The sequence below is a fragment of the Variovorax paradoxus B4 genome, from assembly GCF_000463015.1.
Lineage (GTDB): Bacteria > Pseudomonadota > Gammaproteobacteria > Burkholderiales > Burkholderiaceae_C > Variovorax > Variovorax paradoxus_E.
The window spans coordinates 3,171,573-3,188,259 of sequence record NC_022247.1; the positions used below are offsets into that span (position 1 = coordinate 3,171,573).

At 67.1% G+C, this 16,687-nt stretch carries 17 protein-coding genes and 1 riboswitch; of the genes, 8 read left to right on the forward strand and 9 right to left on the reverse strand.

Annotated features, from left to right (window positions below; all coding sequences use genetic code 11):
- Positions 1-79: 79 nt before the first annotated feature.
- Positions 80-327: riboswitch (cobalamin riboswitch) on the reverse strand.
- Between the two features lie 69 nt (positions 328-396).
- From VAPA_RS14800 to VAPA_RS14815, 4 genes are all read left to right on the forward strand, one after another.
- On the forward strand, positions 397-621 hold the full coding sequence (locus VAPA_RS14800; protein WP_012747655.1) for a hypothetical protein: 225 nt from the start codon (positions 397-399) through the stop codon (positions 619-621).
- Positions 618-950 carry a cell division protein ZapA gene (locus VAPA_RS14805; protein WP_021007583.1) on the forward strand — a complete coding sequence of 111 codons (333 nt, stop codon included), beginning with the start codon at positions 618-620 and terminating at the stop codon, positions 948-950. Before VAPA_RS14800 ends, VAPA_RS14805 begins: the two co-directional genes overlap by 4 nt.
- Positions 951-1,232: 282 nt before the next feature.
- Positions 1,233-2,054, forward strand: coding sequence for a sulfite exporter TauE/SafE family protein (locus VAPA_RS14810; protein ID WP_021007584.1), 822 nt, complete (start codon positions 1,233-1,235; stop codon positions 2,052-2,054).
- 74 nt (positions 2,055-2,128) lie between these two features.
- Positions 2,129-2,554 carry a universal stress protein gene (locus tag VAPA_RS14815; protein WP_021007585.1) on the forward strand — a complete coding sequence of 142 codons (426 nt, stop codon included), beginning with the start codon at positions 2,129-2,131 and terminating at the stop codon, positions 2,552-2,554.
- A gap of 25 nt (positions 2,555-2,579) precedes the next feature.
- On the opposite strand, the gene VAPA_RS14820 is transcribed toward VAPA_RS14815, so the two are convergent.
- Positions 2,580-3,542: an AraC-like ligand-binding domain-containing protein gene (locus tag VAPA_RS14820; protein ID WP_021007586.1), complete on the reverse strand. Its 963-nt coding sequence runs from the start codon at positions 3,540-3,542 to the stop codon at positions 2,580-2,582.
- Positions 3,543-3,716: 174 nt separating this feature from the next.
- On the opposite strand from VAPA_RS14820, the gene VAPA_RS14825 reads away from it, so the two are divergent.
- From VAPA_RS14825 to VAPA_RS14835, 3 genes are all read left to right on the forward strand, one after another.
- The gene (locus VAPA_RS14825) at positions 3,717-4,763 is read left to right on the forward strand and encodes a carbon-nitrogen hydrolase family protein (RefSeq protein ID WP_021007587.1); all 1,047 of its coding nucleotides are present in this window, start codon (positions 3,717-3,719) and stop codon (positions 4,761-4,763) included.
- Positions 4,764-4,780: 17 nt separating this feature from the next.
- Positions 4,781-5,842 carry a phenylacetaldoxime dehydratase family protein gene (locus tag VAPA_RS14830; RefSeq protein ID WP_021007588.1) on the forward strand — a complete coding sequence of 354 codons (1,062 nt, stop codon included), beginning with the start codon at positions 4,781-4,783 and terminating at the stop codon, positions 5,840-5,842.
- A 65-nt stretch (positions 5,843-5,907) separates the two neighbouring features.
- Positions 5,908-7,611 (forward strand): serine hydrolase, encoded by a 1,704-nt coding sequence (locus tag VAPA_RS14835; RefSeq protein WP_021007589.1) that lies wholly within the window; start codon positions 5,908-5,910, stop codon positions 7,609-7,611.
- Here the strand turns inward: VAPA_RS14835 and VAPA_RS14840 are convergent.
- From VAPA_RS14840 to VAPA_RS14870, 7 genes are all read right to left on the reverse strand, one after another.
- Positions 7,608-9,143 (reverse strand): malonate--CoA ligase, encoded by a 1,536-nt coding sequence (locus VAPA_RS14840; protein ID WP_021007590.1) that lies wholly within the window; start codon positions 9,141-9,143, stop codon positions 7,608-7,610. The genes VAPA_RS14835 and VAPA_RS14840 overlap by 4 nt on opposite strands.
- 57 nt (positions 9,144-9,200) lie before the next feature.
- Positions 9,201-10,190, reverse strand: coding sequence for a Bug family tripartite tricarboxylate transporter substrate binding protein (locus tag VAPA_RS14845; protein ID WP_021007591.1), 990 nt, complete (start codon positions 10,188-10,190; stop codon positions 9,201-9,203).
- A 78-nt stretch (positions 10,191-10,268) separates the two neighbouring features.
- The gene (locus tag VAPA_RS14850; protein ID WP_021007592.1) at positions 10,269-11,753 is read right to left on the reverse strand and encodes a malonyl-CoA decarboxylase; all 1,485 of its coding nucleotides are present in this window, start codon (positions 11,751-11,753) and stop codon (positions 10,269-10,271) included.
- Positions 11,754-11,802: 49 nt separating this feature from the next.
- Positions 11,803-12,471, reverse strand: coding sequence for a GntR family transcriptional regulator (locus tag VAPA_RS14855; protein WP_021007593.1), 669 nt, complete (start codon positions 12,469-12,471; stop codon positions 11,803-11,805).
- A gap of 125 nt (positions 12,472-12,596) precedes the next feature.
- A complete protein-coding gene (gene lgt / locus VAPA_RS14860; protein ID WP_021007594.1) occupies positions 12,597-13,418 on the reverse strand; it encodes a prolipoprotein diacylglyceryl transferase in 822 nt (273 codons plus the stop codon).
- A gap of 58 nt (positions 13,419-13,476) precedes the next feature.
- Positions 13,477-13,746, reverse strand: a complete 270-nt coding sequence (locus VAPA_RS14865) for a hypothetical protein (RefSeq protein ID WP_021007595.1) — start codon at positions 13,744-13,746, stop codon at positions 13,477-13,479.
- Between the two features lie 33 nt (positions 13,747-13,779).
- Entirely contained in the window at positions 13,780-14,553 is a 774-nt protein-coding gene (locus VAPA_RS14870; protein WP_021007596.1) for an SDR family oxidoreductase, read from the reverse strand.
- Positions 14,554-14,683: 130 nt separating this feature from the next.
- On the opposite strand from VAPA_RS14870, the gene VAPA_RS14875 reads away from it, so the two are divergent.
- Positions 14,684-15,628 carry a LysR family transcriptional regulator gene (locus VAPA_RS14875; RefSeq protein WP_021007597.1) on the forward strand — a complete coding sequence of 315 codons (945 nt, stop codon included), beginning with the start codon at positions 14,684-14,686 and terminating at the stop codon, positions 15,626-15,628.
- Positions 15,629-15,634: 6 nt separating this feature from the next.
- Here VAPA_RS14875 and VAPA_RS14880 read toward each other — a convergent pair whose 3' ends face one another.
- Positions 15,635-16,597 carry a LysR family transcriptional regulator gene (locus VAPA_RS14880; protein WP_021007598.1) on the reverse strand — a complete coding sequence of 321 codons (963 nt, stop codon included), beginning with the start codon at positions 16,595-16,597 and terminating at the stop codon, positions 15,635-15,637.
- Between the last annotated feature and the right edge of the window lie 90 nt (positions 16,598-16,687).

Sequence of the window (16,687 nt, forward strand, 5' to 3'; positions counted from 1 at the left end):
ACGTCTATGCCCGTCGCCGGCCTCCCCGCCAGCGCTTGGGCGCAATGGCTGCTTCGTGCATCGACAATCGATCGCGCATGCGGCAGCCGCCTCGTTGGCCGGTATCCGGGCTGGCAGTGCGACCCCACCGCCTTCCCAGGTGCCTGTTTCAGGGCACCCAGTGGCTTGATGAATGAGGTTGACGCTTGCGGCGTCGACTGCTTGACCGTTGCGGGGGCAGCGCAGGCGGCTTCGGCCTTGCCCGTTTCCGGGGGGCGTTCACTCCTGCTTCCCGTTGAACCGCGGCGTGTGAACCACGCCGCAGGCACCAACGCGCAGGATTCTAGGGCCTGTGGCGGTGCAGTAAGCCAAAAGTTGCGCAGCCTGCGGTTCGCCGGGAAACTACAATCGCCAACCATGCCCGCCTCCAGCCCCATCGACCAGATCGCCGAGCGTGTGGAACGCCTGCTCGTGCGTCATGAAGAGGTGCAGCGCACCAATGCGCTGCTGCAGGAGCAGGTCGAAGCGCTCACGCGCGAGCGCGACGCGCTGAAGTCGCGGCTTGCCGCGGCCCGCACGCGCCTCGATGCACTGCTCGAGCGGTTGCCGGCCGAACCACCTTCCCAAGATTCCCCCGCATGAAGCAGATTGAAGTTCAGATCATGGGCCAGAGCTATCTGCTCGGCTGCCCCGACGGCGGCGAGGCGCAACTGCGCGAAGCCGTCGAACGCGTGGACGCGGCCATGTGCAAGATCCGCGATGCGGGCAAGGTGAAGGCACGCGACCGCATCGCGGTGCTCGCTTCGCTGAACCTGGCCTTCGACCTGGCCGCCCAGCAAGCCGCTGCTGCGGCCGCGCCGCCCCCCGTGGCTGCGGCGCCCGCGACAGACGGCGGCGACGCCGATGCCAGAGCCGCCCAACTCATTCAGAAACTCGATCAAGCCCTCGCGGGCGATGACCATTTACTCTGACCGGAAGCGCCCGGCCCGTCCGAGGCGTAAAATCCGAACTGTCTGCGGTGCGCGTCGGGCTTAATATTTCCTTGTTCCAATGCTCTCCGGAGCCGGGCTTGGTACATCGCTTGACGGGTGTGATCATCTCGCGTCAGATGAACCCGAAGTCTTGCTGCCCTCGCCCACCTGAACCCTGGTTCAGGATGCGGGTTCGGCGCCCACTTGCAGACACCTTTTTCCGTTCATACGGCCCCTGCATGCGCTGCACGGGGCCGTTGCTTTTTTTCAAGGCTCCGCTGCGTGACTTCCCTGCTCGACCCCCTCCTGATCGCCGAATTGGCCGCGCTTGGCCTGGGCACTGGTTTCCTGGCGGGCCTGCTGGGCATCGGCGGCGGGATGCTCATGGTGCCGTTCATCACGATCATCATGGGACACCGAGGGGTTGCCTCCGATCTTGCGGTGAAGATGGCCATTGCCACCTCGATGGCCACGATCATCTTCACCTCGGTGTCCAGCGTGCGCGCGCATCACAAGCGCGGCGCGGTGCGCTGGGACATCGTGCGGCACCTCGCGCCCGGCATCGTCATCGGCAGCCTGCTGGGCAGCCTCGGCGTGTTCGCTCTGCTCAAGGGAACGGTGCTCGCCATCGTCTTTGCGCTGTTCGTGGGCTTTTCCGCCACGCAGATGTTCCTCGACCGCAAGCCCAAGCCCACGCGCCAGATGCCGGGCACCGCGGGGCAGCTGTCGGCGGGCGGTGCCATCGGTTTCATCTCGGGCCTGGTCGGCGCGGGCGGCGGCTTCATCAGCGTGCCGTTCATGACCTGGTGCAACATCTCCATCCACAACGCCGTGGCCACCAGCGCCGCACTCGGCTTTCCGATTGCGGTGGCCAATGTGCTGGGCTACGTGGTGAGCGGGCAGTCGGTGCAGGGCCTTCCGGCCGGCTCGTTCGGCTACATCTGGCTGCCCGCGCTCGCGGTCATTGCGGTGTCCAGCGTGCTCACCGCGCCGCTGGGTGCGAAGGCAGCGCACAACCTGCCGGTGAAGAAGCTCAAGCGCGTCTTCGCGAGCATCCTGTATCTGCTGGCGGCCTACATGCTCTGGAAGGGCCTGCAGGGCTGAGAGGATATTGAAAGCCCCTCGGGTCTGGGGTGAGACCCGTTGCGACGCCCGGGCCTCGGCCGTATAACGGGCTCATGAAAATCCTCATCGCCGTCGACGGCAGCGTCTATACGCAAAAGGCGCTCAACTACCTGCTGGCCAACCGCGCCATGTTCGTGGAGGGCCATGAGCTGGTCATCGTGCATGTCTGCACCGGCATCTCGGGCCACGTGGCGCGCCACCTCAGCAAGGAGGTGATCACCGACTACTACGCCGAGGAAAACGCCAAGGTGCTCGACCCCGTGGCGGCATTGCTTGTGGAGAACGGCGTGAGCAACTACACGATCGACAAGCGCCACGGCCATGCAGCCGAGGAAATCCTCAAGTCGGCGGCCGCGGCGCACGCGGAACTGATCGTGCTCGGCACCCATGGCCATGGCCTGCTGGGCCGCGCGTTGATGGGATCGGTGGCCACCAAGGTGATCTCCGAGACCGACACCTCGGTCCTGCTCGTCCAGTAGACAGGCCGCAAGCCTTCTTCCCCTTCTATTGCACGCGCTGCTGCCGCCACTCGCGCGGCGAGCAACCGAAGCGTTCGCGGAATGCGCGGCTGAAATGCGCCGCATCGTTGAAGCCGCGGCCGTAGGCAATGTCGGCCACCGGCCGGCCGGCAAGGCGCGGCTCGAGCAGGTCGCGGCTGCAGGCTTCGAGCCGGCGCTCCCAGATGTACTGCGAGGGCGTGAGCGGCTCGCTCTTGAAGACGCGGTGGATGTGGCTCGCCGAGACACCCAGCTGCGCCGCCAGGCTTCCCACGGAAAGCGATGGGTCCGCCAGCTGTTCGTCGATGCACCGCTTCACGCGGGCCAGATGGTAGGCCGTGAGCTTGCTCAGGCCCGGTGAGCGCGCCGCGGGCAGCGTCTGCAGCCCGGCGACAAGAATGCTCTGCACCCCGTTGGCCACCGCGAGTGCCGACGCGGGCTGCAAGGTGTCGATGTCTTCGCGCAGCGTGCGGATCATGCCCAGCAGCAGGTGCCCCGCACCCTCGCGCCCCGAAACGGTGTTGGCCGTCAGGGTCTCGGTGTCGTGCAGCTCGCTGCGCAGGCGTTCGCCGGGCAGCTTGAGCACGATCTGCTCGAAGCTGTCGTCGAACAGCAGCTGGTAGGGCCGCGTGCTGTCGTATAGCGCAAAGTCGCCCGCCGCCAGTACGGCGTCCCGTCCGTCCTGCCGCACCACGCCCTGGCCGCGCGCCTGGATGCTGACAAGAAAACAGTCGTCGCTCGAACGCGAGATGTGACCCGGCGTGCGCATCACCTTCTGCGGCCCCGACTTGACCACCGACACGTCCAGGCTCGGCAGCGTGTGCTGGCGGATGCTGCCTTCGAAATTGCCCGTGTCGCCTTCGCGCACCGGGTCGCACCCGAGCTGCACGTAGACGTTGCAGATCATGTCGGTCCAGTAGGCGAGCCGCTGGCTGCGCGGGACGGCGTCGGTGCTGAGCAACGGGGTCATGGGGGTTCCTTCGGAAGTCGGCATGCAACGCTGGAACAAGAACGCCGCAAGTTCGGGTCAAGGCGTTTCGCGGCGGCGAATCTACGCTTGAAGCAACCCGCATGCCACCACGCAAACCCGGTGGGAGGTGTGCGAAGTTGTTTCGTTCATCACCCCGCTTCTGGAGACCCCGCCATGCCCACCACCGTTCATCCCAGGCTTCGTGTCGCCGCCGTGCAGGCAGCGCCCGTGTTCCTCGATCTCGACGGCACCATCGACAAGACCATCGACCTCATGGCCCAGGCGGCCGGCCAGGGTGTGAAGCTCATCGCCTTTCCCGAAACCTGGGTGCCCGGCTACCCGTGGTGGATCTGGCTCGACTCGCCGGCCTGGGGCATGCAGTTCGTGCAGCGCTACCACGACAACGCGCTGGTCGTGGGCTCGGGCGAGTTCGACCGCATCAGGAATGCCGCGCGCAAACACAACATCTGGGTTTCGCTCGGCTACAGCGAAAAGGCTGCCGGCAGCCTCTACATCGCGCAGGCGCTGATCGACGACCAGGGCCGCACGGTGCAGACTCGCCGCAAGCTCAAGCCCACGCATGTGGAGCGCACCGTGTTCGGCGAAGGCGACGGCTCCGACCTCGCCGTGGTCGAGACACCCATCGGCAACATCGGATCGCTCTCGTGCTGGGAACATCTTCAGCCGCTCAGCAAGTACGCGATGTATGCGCAGAACGAGCAGATCCACTGCGGCGCCTGGCCGAGCTTTTCGCTCTATCGCGGCGCGGCCTATGCGCTCGGCCCGGAGCTCAACAACGCCGCGAGCCAGGTGTATGCGGCCGAGGGCCAGTGCTTCGTGGTTGCGCCGTGCGCCACTGTCTCGCAGGCCATGAGCGAGCTGATGTGCACCGACGCCGGCAAGCAGCAGATGCTGCGCGTGGGCGGTGGCTTTGCGCGCATCTATGCGCCCGACGGTTCGCCGCTGGGTACGCCCCTGGCCGAAGACCAGGAAGGGCTGGTGATCGCCGACGTCGACCTGGGGATGATCGCGCTCTCCAAGGCGGCCGCCGACCCGAGCGGCCACTACTCGCGGCCGGACGTCACCCAGCTGCTGCTGAACAAGGCGCGCCGCGAGCCCGTGGTGCTGCAGCGCGCGCCCGAAGTCGAGGGCGACGCCTTCGAGGCCATCGTCGCCGCAACCGAGCCGGCGGCGGCGCGCCAGCAGCCACTGGTTGCCTGAAGCACCGGAGCCACACCATGGAATCCGCCATTGCCGAGCACCTGAAGTGCCCCCGCACGCGCCATCGCCGCGTGGAGGACGACTACGCGCCGCCCTATCCCGTCTGGTCGGCGCGCGCGCCGGCCGCGGTCAGGCAGGTCGTGATGGGCTATTTCGGCGTGCAGTCGCGCGGGGCCGGAATGCAGGGCCGCGCATGCGCGGCCCTGATGAAGATCGCCGGCGGCTTCGCCCTGCCCGATGGTCCCGGCCACCACGACTTCGCACACCATGTCGACGCCGCCGGCTACGACAACATGATCGCCATCGCCTACTGGGACGACCCTGCCGCCCATGCGCGCTGGTGCGCAACGCCCGAGGTCGATGCCTGGTGGCGCTCCGAGGAACGGCTGGCGGATGGCCTCGGCTACTTCCGCGAAATCGTTTCGCCGCGCGCCGAGCACTTCGAGACCATGTTCAACACGCCCGACCGCCTCGAAGGCGTGGGCGTGGTGATGGGCGGCGTGAGCGGCGAACTGCAGGAGCACGGCTACTGGGGTTCGATGCGCGACCGCATTCCGCTGTCGCAGACCGACGCCATGGCGCCCTCGGGCACGCGCGCCATCATTGCCGGCGCTCCGGCCCCGGGGCAGCGTGTGCGCATCGCGGGCCACGAGAACATCGCCATGATCCGCTCCGGTCAGGAGTGGGCCGAAACCACAGGACAGGAACGCACGCTCTACCTGGGCGAGATGGAACCCGTGCTGCGCGAAGGCATGGGCTTCCTGCGCGACCAGGGGCTGGGCATCGGCTGCTACAGCAACCGCTACATGCACCACCTCGATGCCAAGGGCGCGCCGCTGGAGAAATCGTTCGGCCTGAGCTTCTGGCACTCGCTCGCCGACATGGAGCGCTGGGCCGAGTCGCACCCCACGCACGTCGCGATCTTCGGCAGCTTCATGCGCTACGTGCAGGCGCTGAACTTCCAGCTGCAGCTGCGCGTGTACCACGAGGTGTCGGTGCTGAAGGCCGACGAGCAGAGCTACGAATACATCAACTGCCATGCGGGCAGCAGGCTCATGAACGGGCTGGGCGCGGCTTAGCGGACCTCTCATTCCGGGGGATGCCGTAGGATGCGCGGCCCTACGCAACGGCAAGGACCCCGACCATGTGGAGCGATCTCGACAACCTCGTCGAAGCCTCGATGCAGGAATGGAAAGTACCGGGACTCGCGCTGGCCGTCATCCAGGACGGCGACATCGCCGTGCTCAAGGGTTACGGCGTGCGCGACACCGACACGGGCCTGCCCGTGACCATCGACACGCAATTTCTGCTGTGCTCAATCACCAAGTCGTTCACCGCGGCCGGACTCGGCCTGCTGGTCGACGAACGCAAGCTCGACTGGGACCGGCCGGTGCGCGAGGTGATTCCCGAATTCCGCCTGCACGATCCGGTGGCGACCGAGCGGCTGACCGTGCGCGATCTGCTGTGCCATCACAGCGGGCTGCCGCGGCATGACTGGATCCACATGCCCGGCGACCTGAGCAACGCACAGATGCTGGCCGCACTCAGGCACCTTGCACCGAACAAGGACCTGCGCGACACCTTCCAGTATTCGAACCTCGGCTACCTGGTCGCCGGCATGGTCACCGAGCGCATCAGCGGCCAGAGCTACCAGGACTTCACCACCGAGCGCCTGATGAAGCCGCTGGGCCTCAGCCGCTTCGGCTTCTCCATCGAGGCCCTCGCGGCCGCCGACGACGCCGCCCGTCCGCATGCGATGGATGGCGACGAGCGGTATCGCACACCGCTGTCGCCGATCCGCGCGATGCCGGCCGGTGGCATCAACGCCTCGGCGGCCGACCTTGCGAAGTGGGCGCGCTTTCTCATCGATGGCAAGGCGCATGGGCAGCAACTGCTTTCGCCTCAGGCGCTGCGCGAAATGACGACCCCGCGCGTGCACATGGGGCGCTCCCAGTACGCCGAGGTCGGCGACTCCCACTACGGCCTCGGCCTCTTCTGCGAGCAGTACCGCGGCGAGCGCACCGTCGCTCACTCGGGCTCTTGGACCGGCTGGAGCACGCTCATGACGATGCAGCCCGAGCGCCGCGCGGGCGTCGTGGTGCTGACCAACCGCACGCCGGGAAGCGTCCAGGCAATCCTCACCTATGCGGTGCTCGACCGCATCTGCGGCCGCGAGCCGGTCGACTGGTTCGGGCGCCTGGCACCCAAGCGCAAGCAGGCCCTCGAACAGCAGGCGCTCGACAAGAAGGCGAGCGCCGAAGTCCGCAGGAGCGGAACCCACCCAAGCCATCCGCTCGACGACTATGTCGGCGACTACGAGCACCCGGCCTATGGGCGCCTGCGCATCGACAGGGAAGCAGACGGGCTCGCATGGCGCTGGCGCGGTATCGAGGAGAAGCTCGAGCACCGCCATTACGACGTGTTCATCACCCCTGACCGCCCGACGGTGCTGCACCCCAGCAACCGGACGCTCACCTTCCGCTACGACCGGCAAGGCCGCATCGATCGCATCGAGATGCCGTTCGAGGAGATGGTGGACGACATCGTGTTCCATCGCGCCGCAGCCGGCGACGTGCTGGACCCGGCGTTCCGGCGGCTGTGCGCCGGCGACTACCTGCACAGCGGCCGCGTGATCGAGATCAGGCTCGACGCCAGGGGCGAGCTCGGCATGACGATCCCGGGCCAGCCGACCTACCGCCTGCTGCCGGCCGATGGACGCAGCTTCCGCGTCGACACGCTCGAGAGCTTCGGCGTGGAATTCCGCCGGCCTTCGCCCGACGCGGTGGACGCGCTCATCTTCCACGAACCCCGCGTCACCGCCCTCGCACCGAGGGTGCCGAAGGCCTAGACGAACAGCCCCTTGTGCTGCTCCCGCAGCAGCGCCTTCTGCACCTTGCCCATGGTGTTGCGTGGCAGCTCGGGCACGACGAAGCAGCGCTTGGGAATCTTGAAGTTCGCGAGCTTCGACTTGAGTTCCGCCACGATGGCATCGGCGTCGAGCGCCCCACCCGCCTTGGCGATCACGATGGCCACGCCCACCTCGCCGAAGTCGGGGTGCGGCACGCCGACCACCGCGCTTTCGGCCACGCCGGGCAGCTCGTTGATGTAGCCCTCGATCTCGGCGGGGTAGACGTTGTAGCCGCCGCTGATGATCAGGTCCTTGCTGCGTCCGACAATGGTGACGTAGCCGCGGCCATCGATCTTGCCGACGTCGCCGGTCTTGAAGAAACCATCGGCGGTGAATTCTTCCTTCGTTTTCTCCGGCATGCGCCAGTAGCCCGCGAACACGTTCGGACCGCTGACCTCGATGCTGCCGATCTCGTCCGCGGTGCACTCGCGGCCGGCGTCGTCGCGCACGCGCAGCCGCACGCCCGGCAAGGGAAAGCCCACCGTGCCGCCGCGGCGCTCGCCCTGCGCGGGACTGTAGGGGTTGGAGGTGAGCATGATGGTCTCGCTCATGCCGTAGCGCTCCAGAATGGTGTGGCCGGTGCGTTCGCGCCATTCGTCGAAGGTCTCGATGAGCAGCGGCGCGGAACCGGCGACGAACAGCCGCATGTTGCGCACCGCTTCGCGCGTGAGGCCGGGCTCCGCCAGCAGCCGCACGTAGAGCGTGGGCACGCCCATGAACACGGTCGCCTCGGGCAGCTTCTCGATCACGCGCTTCGGGTCGAACCTGGTCAGCCAGATCATCTTGCTGCCATTGAGCAGCGCACCGTGGAGCGCAACGAAAAGGCCATGCACGTGGAAGATCGGCAGCGCGTGGATCAGCACGTCGCCTTTTTTCCAACCCCAGTAGTTCTTGAGCACCTCGGCGTTCGACAGCAGGTTGCCGTGCGTGAGCATTGCGCCCTTGCTGCGGCCGGTGGTGCCGCTGGTATAGAGGATGGCGGCCAGGTCGCCGGACTTCGTCCGCGCCACCTCGTGCCGGTCGCTGCATTGCGCGGCAAGCTCCAGCAGGGTGCCGGTGCGGTCGTCGTCCAGCGTGAACACGTGCCGGGTGCCTGCTGCACTGGCGATGGGCTCGACCCACGCGGCATTGCGCCGGGTGCACACCACCACGGCCGGTTCGGCGTTGCCGATGAAATATTCGATCTCCGCGCTCTGGTAGGCAGTGTTCAGCGGCAGGAACACGTAGCCGGCGCGCAGCGTGGCGAGATAGAGAATCATCGCCTCGACCGATTTCTCGACCTGCACCGCGATGCGGGCGCCCTCCTCCAGCCCCAGCGCGCCGAACAGGTTGGCCATCATTGCGCTGGCGCGATCGAGGTCTTGCCACGAATAGAACAGGCCGTTGTCGGTTTCCACGGCAATGCGGCCGAGGTCGGCGGGAAAGGCCGCGCGCAAGGCGGCAAACAGGTTGGAATTGGCTTTCGTCTTCATCGGGGCAGGTACTTCGAAATTCGGTGTGCGCTTGGCGTGAAACCTTGCTGTCGCTCGTTACTCCAGCTTGGCGCCCGAGGCTTTCACCACCGCGGCCCAGCGCTTGATCTCGGAGCTCACGAAGCCGCCGTACGACGCCAGGGTGAGGCTCGGGATTTCGGAGCCGTTCTGGGCCCAGATGGCCTTGAGCTCGTCGCTGGCAAGGGCCTTCTTCATGTCGTCGACGATGCGCGCCTGCAGGTCGGCCGGCGTGCCCTTGGGCGCCCACAGCCCGTACCAGGTGGTGACCGTGTAGTCCGGCAGGCCGACCTCGGCCGCGCAGGGCACGTCGGGGAACGCCGGGTTGCGCTTGCTGCCGGCAACCATCAGCGCCTTGATGCGCCCGCCCTTGATGTGCTGGGCGGAAGAGCCGAGGCCATCGAACATCAGGTCGACGTTGCCGGCAATCAGGTCGGACAGCGCCGGCCCCGCGCCGCGGTACGGAATGTGTGTGATGAAAGTGCCGGTCTGCAGCTTGAACAGCTCGCCCGCCAGGTGGTGCGAGGTACCCGCGCCGGCCGAGCCGTAGTTGAGCTTGCCGGGATTGCGCTTGGCGGTGGCAACGAATTCCTGCAACGTATTGGCGGTGACTCGGCGCGGATTGACCACCACCACCTGCGGCACGTTGGCCAACAGCATCAGCGGCACGAAGTCTTTCTCGAGGTCGTAGTCGAGCTTCGGGTAGATCGAGGGCGCAATCGCGTGGTGCACCGCGCCCATGAAGAGCGTGTAGCCGTCGGCCGGGGCCTTGGCGGCGATGCTGGCGCCCACGGTGCCGCCGGCGCCGCCGCGGTTGTCGATGACCAGCGTCTGGCCCGTCACCTTGGAGAACTGGGCCGAGAGCGGGCGCGCGAAGGCATCGGTGCCGCCGCCGGCCGGGAACGGCACGACCATGTTGACCGGCCGCGTCGGCCAGTTACTCCCCTGCGCTCCTGCGCCGCCGCACAGAACGGCTGCACCGGCCGCGGCCAGGCGCAGCACGTCGCGTCGCTGAAAACTCTGAGTCATCTGTCATCTCCTGTCGTTGTAGATTGCCGCATCATGCGGGCCGGTGCATCACGCGCCGGACTTCTTTCCAGAACCAACTCAGCCTTTTTTGAAGAACAGGCTTTCAACATCCCCCGATACCGCCACCTTGCCCTCGGCGATCCATGCGCGATGCTTGTCCAGGCGCTTGAGATCGTAGAGGTAATTGACCATCAGACCATACGACTGCTTCAAGCCCTTGGGCGACGGGTCGCCGGCCCAGTTGAGCCGCTCCACGCGCGCGCCGTTGCCCAGGTGAAAGCGCGCCACGGGATCGGCCGGCGTGCCGTCGATCAGCGTGTGGCCCAGGTATTCGGCGGCGGCCTGCAAAAGCCACTGGCGCAGCGGCGACTTGGCATCGAGCGTGGCAGGCGTATCCACCGCGGCGAGCAGCCGCTCGGCGGTCGGTGGCAGCGAGCCGACGAGCCGGCCGAGCTCGGCCCCGCGCTTCTCGTCCAGGCGCAGCAGCAGCTCGGCGGCATTCCTGGCAAGCCAGGTGCGAAAGCCCGGGATCGGCGACAGCGTGGCAAAGATCTTCAGGCGCGGCAGTTCGTCCTGCAGCGTCTCGACCACGCGCTTGATGAGCGAATCGCCAAAGCTCACGCCGCGCAGCCCATTCTGGGTGTTGCTGATCGAATAGAAGATGGCGGTGGTGGCCTTGGCCGGCTGGATCGGTACGGCGGCCTCGTCGAGCAGCGGCGTGATGCCGTCGCTGATGCGGTCGACCAGCGCCACCTCGACGAAAATCAGCGGCTCGTTGGGCAGCCTCGGATGAAAGAAGCCGTAGCAGCGGCGGTCGCTGTCGTCGAGCCGGTTCTTCACGTCGGTCCAGCTCTTGATGTCGTGCACGGCCTCGTAGCGGATCAGCTTCTCGATCAATGAAGCCGGCGAATGCCAGTCGATCCGGCGCAGCTCGAGAAACGCGACGTCGAACCAGGTGGAGAACAGATGCTCCAGTTCGGCGTCGAGCGCGATGAGCCGCTTGTCCGACTTCAGGAATGGCAGCAGTTCGGCGCGCAGGTCGACCAGGAAGCGCATGCCCTCGGGCTCGACCGCAAAACGCTGCAGCAGGCGCATGCGCGGCGACACCAGCGCACGCCGCAGCCGCAACTCGGCCTGGCCTTCGTCGGCCGTTCCCACGGCGGCCTGGTGCTGGTCGCGCGCGGACTTGAGCTTTTGCGGATCGGCGGCGAAATGCTCGCTCATCAGCGCCCAGTAGTCGCGCCGCTCCTCGAGCGTGGCGGCGGCGTATTCGCGGGCAATGGCATGCGCCCGGCGTCCGCCCTCGACCTCGCTCACGCGCGGATCGATCACGGCCTGCAGGGCCGTGAGCACGCGGCGCAAGGCACGCGGCGACAACGCTTCGTCGGCCTTGCGCAGCGTGGCCTGCAGGCGCTCGGCGGTCGAGCGCATGCTCGGCTTCGCGGCGGTCTTGGGCGCGCTGCGGGCCGCGCCCTCGGGTGCCACGGGCACCTTGTTGCCGGACTTTTCGCCGGACTTCTCGCCAGAGCGCAGTCGCGCCTGGAACCACTCGGTCGCACTCATCGACAAACTCCAATGCTGTGGGGTGCGGGGATGCCTTCTTTCACGCCGTTCACGACATCACCCTGGATTTCTGTTGCCGCGCCACCTCGCGCAGCGCCTCGCGCTGCCGTGTCAGGTGCGTGCGCATGGCCGCGTCCGCGCCCTCGCTGTCGCGCGCCTTGAGCGCGGCGAACACCGCCAGATGCTCCGACAGGCTCTGCTCGAGCCGGCCCGGCGCATGCAATTGCTGAAGCCGCGCCAGCTTGAGAATTTTGCGCAAATCGCCAATCACCTGCGCCAGCCACTTGTTATCGGCCAGCTGGATGATGGCCTCGTGGATGAGGTGGTTGGTGGCGTAGTAGTCGTTGATGCGCCGCGCCTTGGCATGGCGCACCAGCCGTTCGTGCAGCACGTCGAGTTCGCTCAGCTCCGCATCGCTCGCATTGCGGGCCGCCTCGTAGGCGCAACGGCCTTCGAGCAGCGCGATGACCGGAAATATCTCGTCGAGATCGCGCTCCGTCACCTCGCGCACGAAGCAGCCGCGCCGCGGCTCGTGCCGCAGCAGGCCTTCGGCGGTCAGCACCTTAAGCGCCTCGCGCAAGGGAGTGCGCGAAATCGACAGTCGCTCGCACAGCGCAGCCTCGTCCAGGAAACTCCCCGGCACCAGCGCGCCCGCGAAGATCTGCTCGCGCAGCGTGGCGGCTACTTCGTCGTGCAGGGAGTTGGGGACCAGGCGCATGGCAAGTGGAGGGGTGCGTTACGCGTAATTTCCTGTAATTACGCATAATTGTGAGCCCGCATCCAATGCAGCGCAAGGGCCGCGCGCAAATTGCACGGCCCGGGCTTACCCGGAGAACCGGGTGCTCAGGCGCTCGCCGGCCGGCGGCGCTGCGCGGCCCAGATCCACAGCCCGATGCCGAAGACCACCATCGGCACGCTGAGCCACTGCCCCTGGCTCAGGTTCAGCGCGCGCAGGCCAAGAAAGTCGTCGGGCTCGCGGAAATACTCGGCAATGAAGCGCAGTGCGCCGTAGCCGATCAGGAACACCGCGGCCACCTGCCCTTCCTTGCGTTCCTTGCGAGCGTAGAGCCACATGATGACGAACAGAAGAAGTCCCTCGAGCAGGAACTGGTAGACCTGCGAGGGATGGCGCGGCAGCATCGAACCGCTCTGCGGAAACACCATGCCCCACGGCAGGTCGGGGCTGCTGAAGCGGCCCCAGAGCTCGCCGTTGATGAAGTTGCCGACGCGGCCCGCCGCCAGGCCCGTGGGCACGCAGGGCGACACGAAATCCATCACCTGCCAGAACGGCCGGGCGCGCGAATGCGCAAACCAGATCATGGCGCCGATCACACCCAGGAGGCCGCCATGGAAGCTCATGCCGCCCTGCCATACGTAGAGGATTTCGAGCGGATGCGAGAGATAGAACTCGGGCTTGTAGAACAGGCAATAGCCGAGCCGCCCGCCCACGATGACGCCCATCACGCCCAGGAAGAGGATGTCCTCGATGTCCTTGCGCTGCCAGGCGCCCTGGCCGACCAGCGAGCGGTACGGCTCGTGGCGCAGCCGGCGCGTGCCGAGAAAATAGAACAGCGCGAACGCAGCCAGGTAGGTCAGGCCGTACCAGTGAATGGCAACGGGCCCGAGCTGCAGGGCGACAGGATTGATCTGCGGATACATGAGCATGGCGCAGATTGTGCCCGGACGAAATGTCGCGGCCGGCACGGGGACATTCAGGGCAATGTCAGCGCCCTAACCTCCACCACAGCAGTGCCGCCACGACCGCCGGCACGGCAAAGACCAGCAGGAAGATCGGCAGTTCTTCGGCCACCGAATAGCCGGCCTTGATCACGCCCACGGCCATGTTGATGCCGGCTCCGATGAACCATGCCGGGATGAACCACTTGGCTGCCGCGGCCAGCGCCAGCGACGAGCCGTCGCCGATGAACCGGCTGGCCAACAGAAACACCGCCAGCAGCACGAAGCCGCCACCCATCACCATGATCGTGTGCATCTTGCGTTGTCCTCCAGGCGCGATCCTGCCGGATCAGCGGGTGGTGTAGCCACCGTTGGCAAAGATCGTCTGGCCGGTGATCCACCAGCCTTCGGTGACCAGGAAGCGCACGATGGGAGCGATGTCCTCGATGTCGGTGAGGCCCTTCTTGGAGAACTTGCTGAGCGCCGCCGCGCTGCTGTGGTACTCGACGGCCTCCTTGCTTTCCTGGCCGTAGAAGAACGGCGTGTCCATCGGTCCGGGGCCGATGGCGTTGACCGAGATGCCGCGCTCGCCGAACTCCTTGGAGGCCGCGCGCGTGTAGTGCTCCACCGCCGCCTTCGAGGCCGGATAGATCGCGTAGAACGGCGTGTAGGCCGCGAGCAGCGAGCTCACCAGCGACACGATGCTGCCGCCGTCGGCCAGCGTGCGTCCGGCCTGCTGGATGAAGAAGAACGCTGCCTTGGCGTTGGCGTCGAAGCTCCGGTCGTAGTCGGCTTCGGTGACATCGAGGATCGGCTTCTTGATCACCACGCCCGCGGTGTTGATGGCGATGTCGACCTGGCCGAAATGCGCCACGGCCTGGTCGAACAGCCTGACGTTGTTCTCCACCACGGCAAGGTCGCCCTGCACCAGCAGCGTGTCGGCGCCCTTGGCCTCGAGTTCGGCGGCCGTCTTCTCGGCATCGCTGCGCGAGGCGTCGCTGTTGTAGTGGATGGCGATGCCGCGGGCGCCGCCGTCGACCAGTTGATGGCCGATGAGCGCGCCGAGGTTCTTGCCGCCGCCGGCGATGACGGCGACCTTGTTGTCGAGAGTGCGTGCGGACATGGAATGACCTCCTGCAGAAGAGCGTTGATGTGAGTCGGGAAGCTTCAGTCTATTGATCGCCAGTTCCCGAATAAATCAACAATTCGACGCTAGACTGTTTAGGAAATTACGAACAATCCAGTCGACACGCATGGACCGCATCGATCTTCTCAAGGTGTTCCTGCGCGTGGCCGAAACCGGCAGCTTCACGCGCGCGGCCGATCGGCTCGCACTGCCGCGCGCCACCATTTCCACGGCGGTGCAGCAGCTGGAAGCGAGGCTGGGCTCTCGCCTCCTGCACCGGACCACGCGGCGCGTCGGCCTCACGCCAGATGGCGAAGTGCTGCTGGAACGAGCCCGCACGCTCGTGGCCGACATGGAAGACATGGAGCAGCAGTTCCTGCCGTCGCGCAGCCACGTCAGCGGACGGCTCAAGGTCGATGTGCCGAGCCGCATCGCACGGCGGCTCATCGCGCCGGCGCTGCCGGGTTTTTTCGAGCGCTACCCGGCGATCGAGCTCGAACTCGGCTCCAGCGACCGTGCCGTGGACCTGGTGCTCGAAGGCGTCGATTGCGCGCTGCGCGTGGGCCCGTTGGCGAGCAGCAGCCTGGTGGCACGGCCGCTGGGGCATTTCACGCTGATCAACTGCGCGAGCCCCGCCTACCTTGCGCGCCATGGCACGCCGCGCACGCCGGCAGACCTGCCCGAACACATCGTGGTCAACTACGCCTCGCCGACCAGCGGCCGCGCAGCGCCCTGGGAGTGGCAGCGCGACGGCCAGACCGCGACGCTGCGCATGCGCAGCCAGGTGGCGGCGAACAACGCCGAAACCTACATCGCCTGCGCGCTGGCGGGGCTGGGGCTGATCCAGATTCCGTCCTACGACGTGCGCGAACACCTCGCGGCCGGCGAGCTGGTCGAAGTGTTGTCCGAGGCGCGCGCCCAACCGCTGCCGGTGCACCTGGTCTATCCGCATCGGCGCAACCTCTCGCGGCGCATGCAGGCGTTCGCAGGCTGGCTCGAGATGCTGCTCGCCGCCTCGTTCGATCCGCCCGAAGCCCCCAGGCCGGCCGGCGCGCGAACGTCGCGCAAGTAGGCGGGCCTACGCTCCCCTGCGGCCCTGCTTCGCCCGTGCCCGCCCCGTGCGCTCCCGCACGAATTCCACGAAGCGCGCCAGCGCCGGATGCGCGGCCTGCGCAGGCCACACGAGGCTGGTTTCGCATGCCGGAAGCGCCACGCGACGCCGGCCCACGCCCTTGAACTCGCCGGCCTGCCGATAGATCACCCCCGCGCGCCGGAACTGCATCACGCTGTGAGGCACCCAGGCCACGCCGATGCCGCCCGAGACGAGGTTGACGATGGTCTGCATCTGGATCGCCTCCTGCGCCACCTGCGGCGTGCGCCCCGCCGCGTGATAGAGAGCGAAGACCGCATCGTGCAGCGACGGCAGGATGCGGCGCGGAAAGACCACCAGCGGTTCGGCCAGCGCCTCCGCCAGCGGCACGGGCCGCGCACGCGCGAGCCGGTGCTGCGCCGGCAGCGCCAGCACCAGCGCTTCTTCCTCCACCAGCAGGCGCGCCAGCCCGGGCGGCGCGGCGCCCGGCGAATGCAGCATCAGGCCGGCATCGATCTCGCCGCGCGCAAAGGCCTCGAGCTGCACGTCGCCCGTGGCTTCGACCAGCTCGAGCGCCACCTCGGGGCAGAGCACGCGGAATTCGCGCACCCAGGCCGGCAACTGCTCGAAGCCGACGGTCGAGACAAAGGCGATGCGCACGCGCCCCACCTGCCCCGCCGCCGCCGCGCGCGCCCGCGCCGGCAGCGCCTGGGCACGCGCCAGCAGCTCGCGCACGTCGGGCAGCAGCGCCTCGCCGGCGGGCGTGAGCGCGACGCGCCGGCGCGTGCGGTCGAACAGCACGACGCCCAGCGTTTTCTCGAGCTGGGCGATGGCCTGCGTCACCGGCGGCTGGGTCATGTGCAGCCGCAGCGCGGCCCGGCCGAAGTGCAGCTCCTCGGCCACAGCCACGAACTGGCGCCAGGCGCGCAGGTCGATCAAGGCTTCTTTCATATGCCAAGCATATCAATCGGCGCACAAAAATGGATTGGAATGAATCAATGAGAAGTCCGATACTTGGAATTCCCCTCGATCTCCCCCACG

Excerpts from the sequence above, each read along its gene's own strand:
- VAPA_RS14800 (WP_012747655.1), top strand. The coding sequence starts at position 397 with ATGCCCGCCTCCAGCCCCATCGACCAGATCGCCGAGCGTGTGGAACGC.
- VAPA_RS14805 (WP_021007583.1), top strand. The coding sequence starts at position 618 with ATGAAGCAGATTGAAGTTCAGATCATGGGCCAGAGCTATCTGCTCGGC.
- VAPA_RS14815 (WP_021007585.1), top strand. The coding sequence starts at position 2,129 with ATGAAAATCCTCATCGCCGTCGACGGCAGCGTCTATACGCAAAAGGCG.
- VAPA_RS14820 (WP_021007586.1), bottom strand. The coding sequence starts at position 3,542 with ATGACCCCGTTGCTCAGCACCGACGCCGTCCCGCGCAGCCAGCGGCTC.
- VAPA_RS14825 (WP_021007587.1), top strand. The coding sequence starts at position 3,717 with ATGCCCACCACCGTTCATCCCAGGCTTCGTGTCGCCGCCGTGCAGGCA.
- VAPA_RS14830 (WP_021007588.1), top strand. The coding sequence starts at position 4,781 with ATGGAATCCGCCATTGCCGAGCACCTGAAGTGCCCCCGCACGCGCCAT.
- VAPA_RS14835 (WP_021007589.1), top strand. The coding sequence starts at position 5,908 with ATGTGGAGCGATCTCGACAACCTCGTCGAAGCCTCGATGCAGGAATGG.
- VAPA_RS14840 (WP_021007590.1), bottom strand. The coding sequence starts at position 9,143 with ATGAAGACGAAAGCCAATTCCAACCTGTTTGCCGCCTTGCGCGCGGCC.
- VAPA_RS14845 (WP_021007591.1), bottom strand. The coding sequence starts at position 10,190 with ATGACTCAGAGTTTTCAGCGACGCGACGTGCTGCGCCTGGCCGCGGCC.
- VAPA_RS14850 (WP_021007592.1), bottom strand. The coding sequence starts at position 11,753 with ATGAGTGCGACCGAGTGGTTCCAGGCGCGACTGCGCTCTGGCGAGAAG.
- VAPA_RS14855 (WP_021007593.1), bottom strand. The coding sequence starts at position 12,471 with ATGCGCCTGGTCCCCAACTCCCTGCACGACGAAGTAGCCGCCACGCTG.
- lgt (WP_021007594.1), bottom strand. The coding sequence starts at position 13,418 with ATGCTCATGTATCCGCAGATCAATCCTGTCGCCCTGCAGCTCGGGCCC.
- VAPA_RS14865 (WP_021007595.1), bottom strand. The coding sequence starts at position 13,746 with ATGCACACGATCATGGTGATGGGTGGCGGCTTCGTGCTGCTGGCGGTG.
- VAPA_RS14870 (WP_021007596.1), bottom strand. The coding sequence starts at position 14,553 with ATGTCCGCACGCACTCTCGACAACAAGGTCGCCGTCATCGCCGGCGGC.
- VAPA_RS14875 (WP_021007597.1), top strand. The coding sequence starts at position 14,684 with ATGGACCGCATCGATCTTCTCAAGGTGTTCCTGCGCGTGGCCGAAACC.
- VAPA_RS14880 (WP_021007598.1), bottom strand. The coding sequence starts at position 16,597 with ATGAAAGAAGCCTTGATCGACCTGCGCGCCTGGCGCCAGTTCGTGGCT.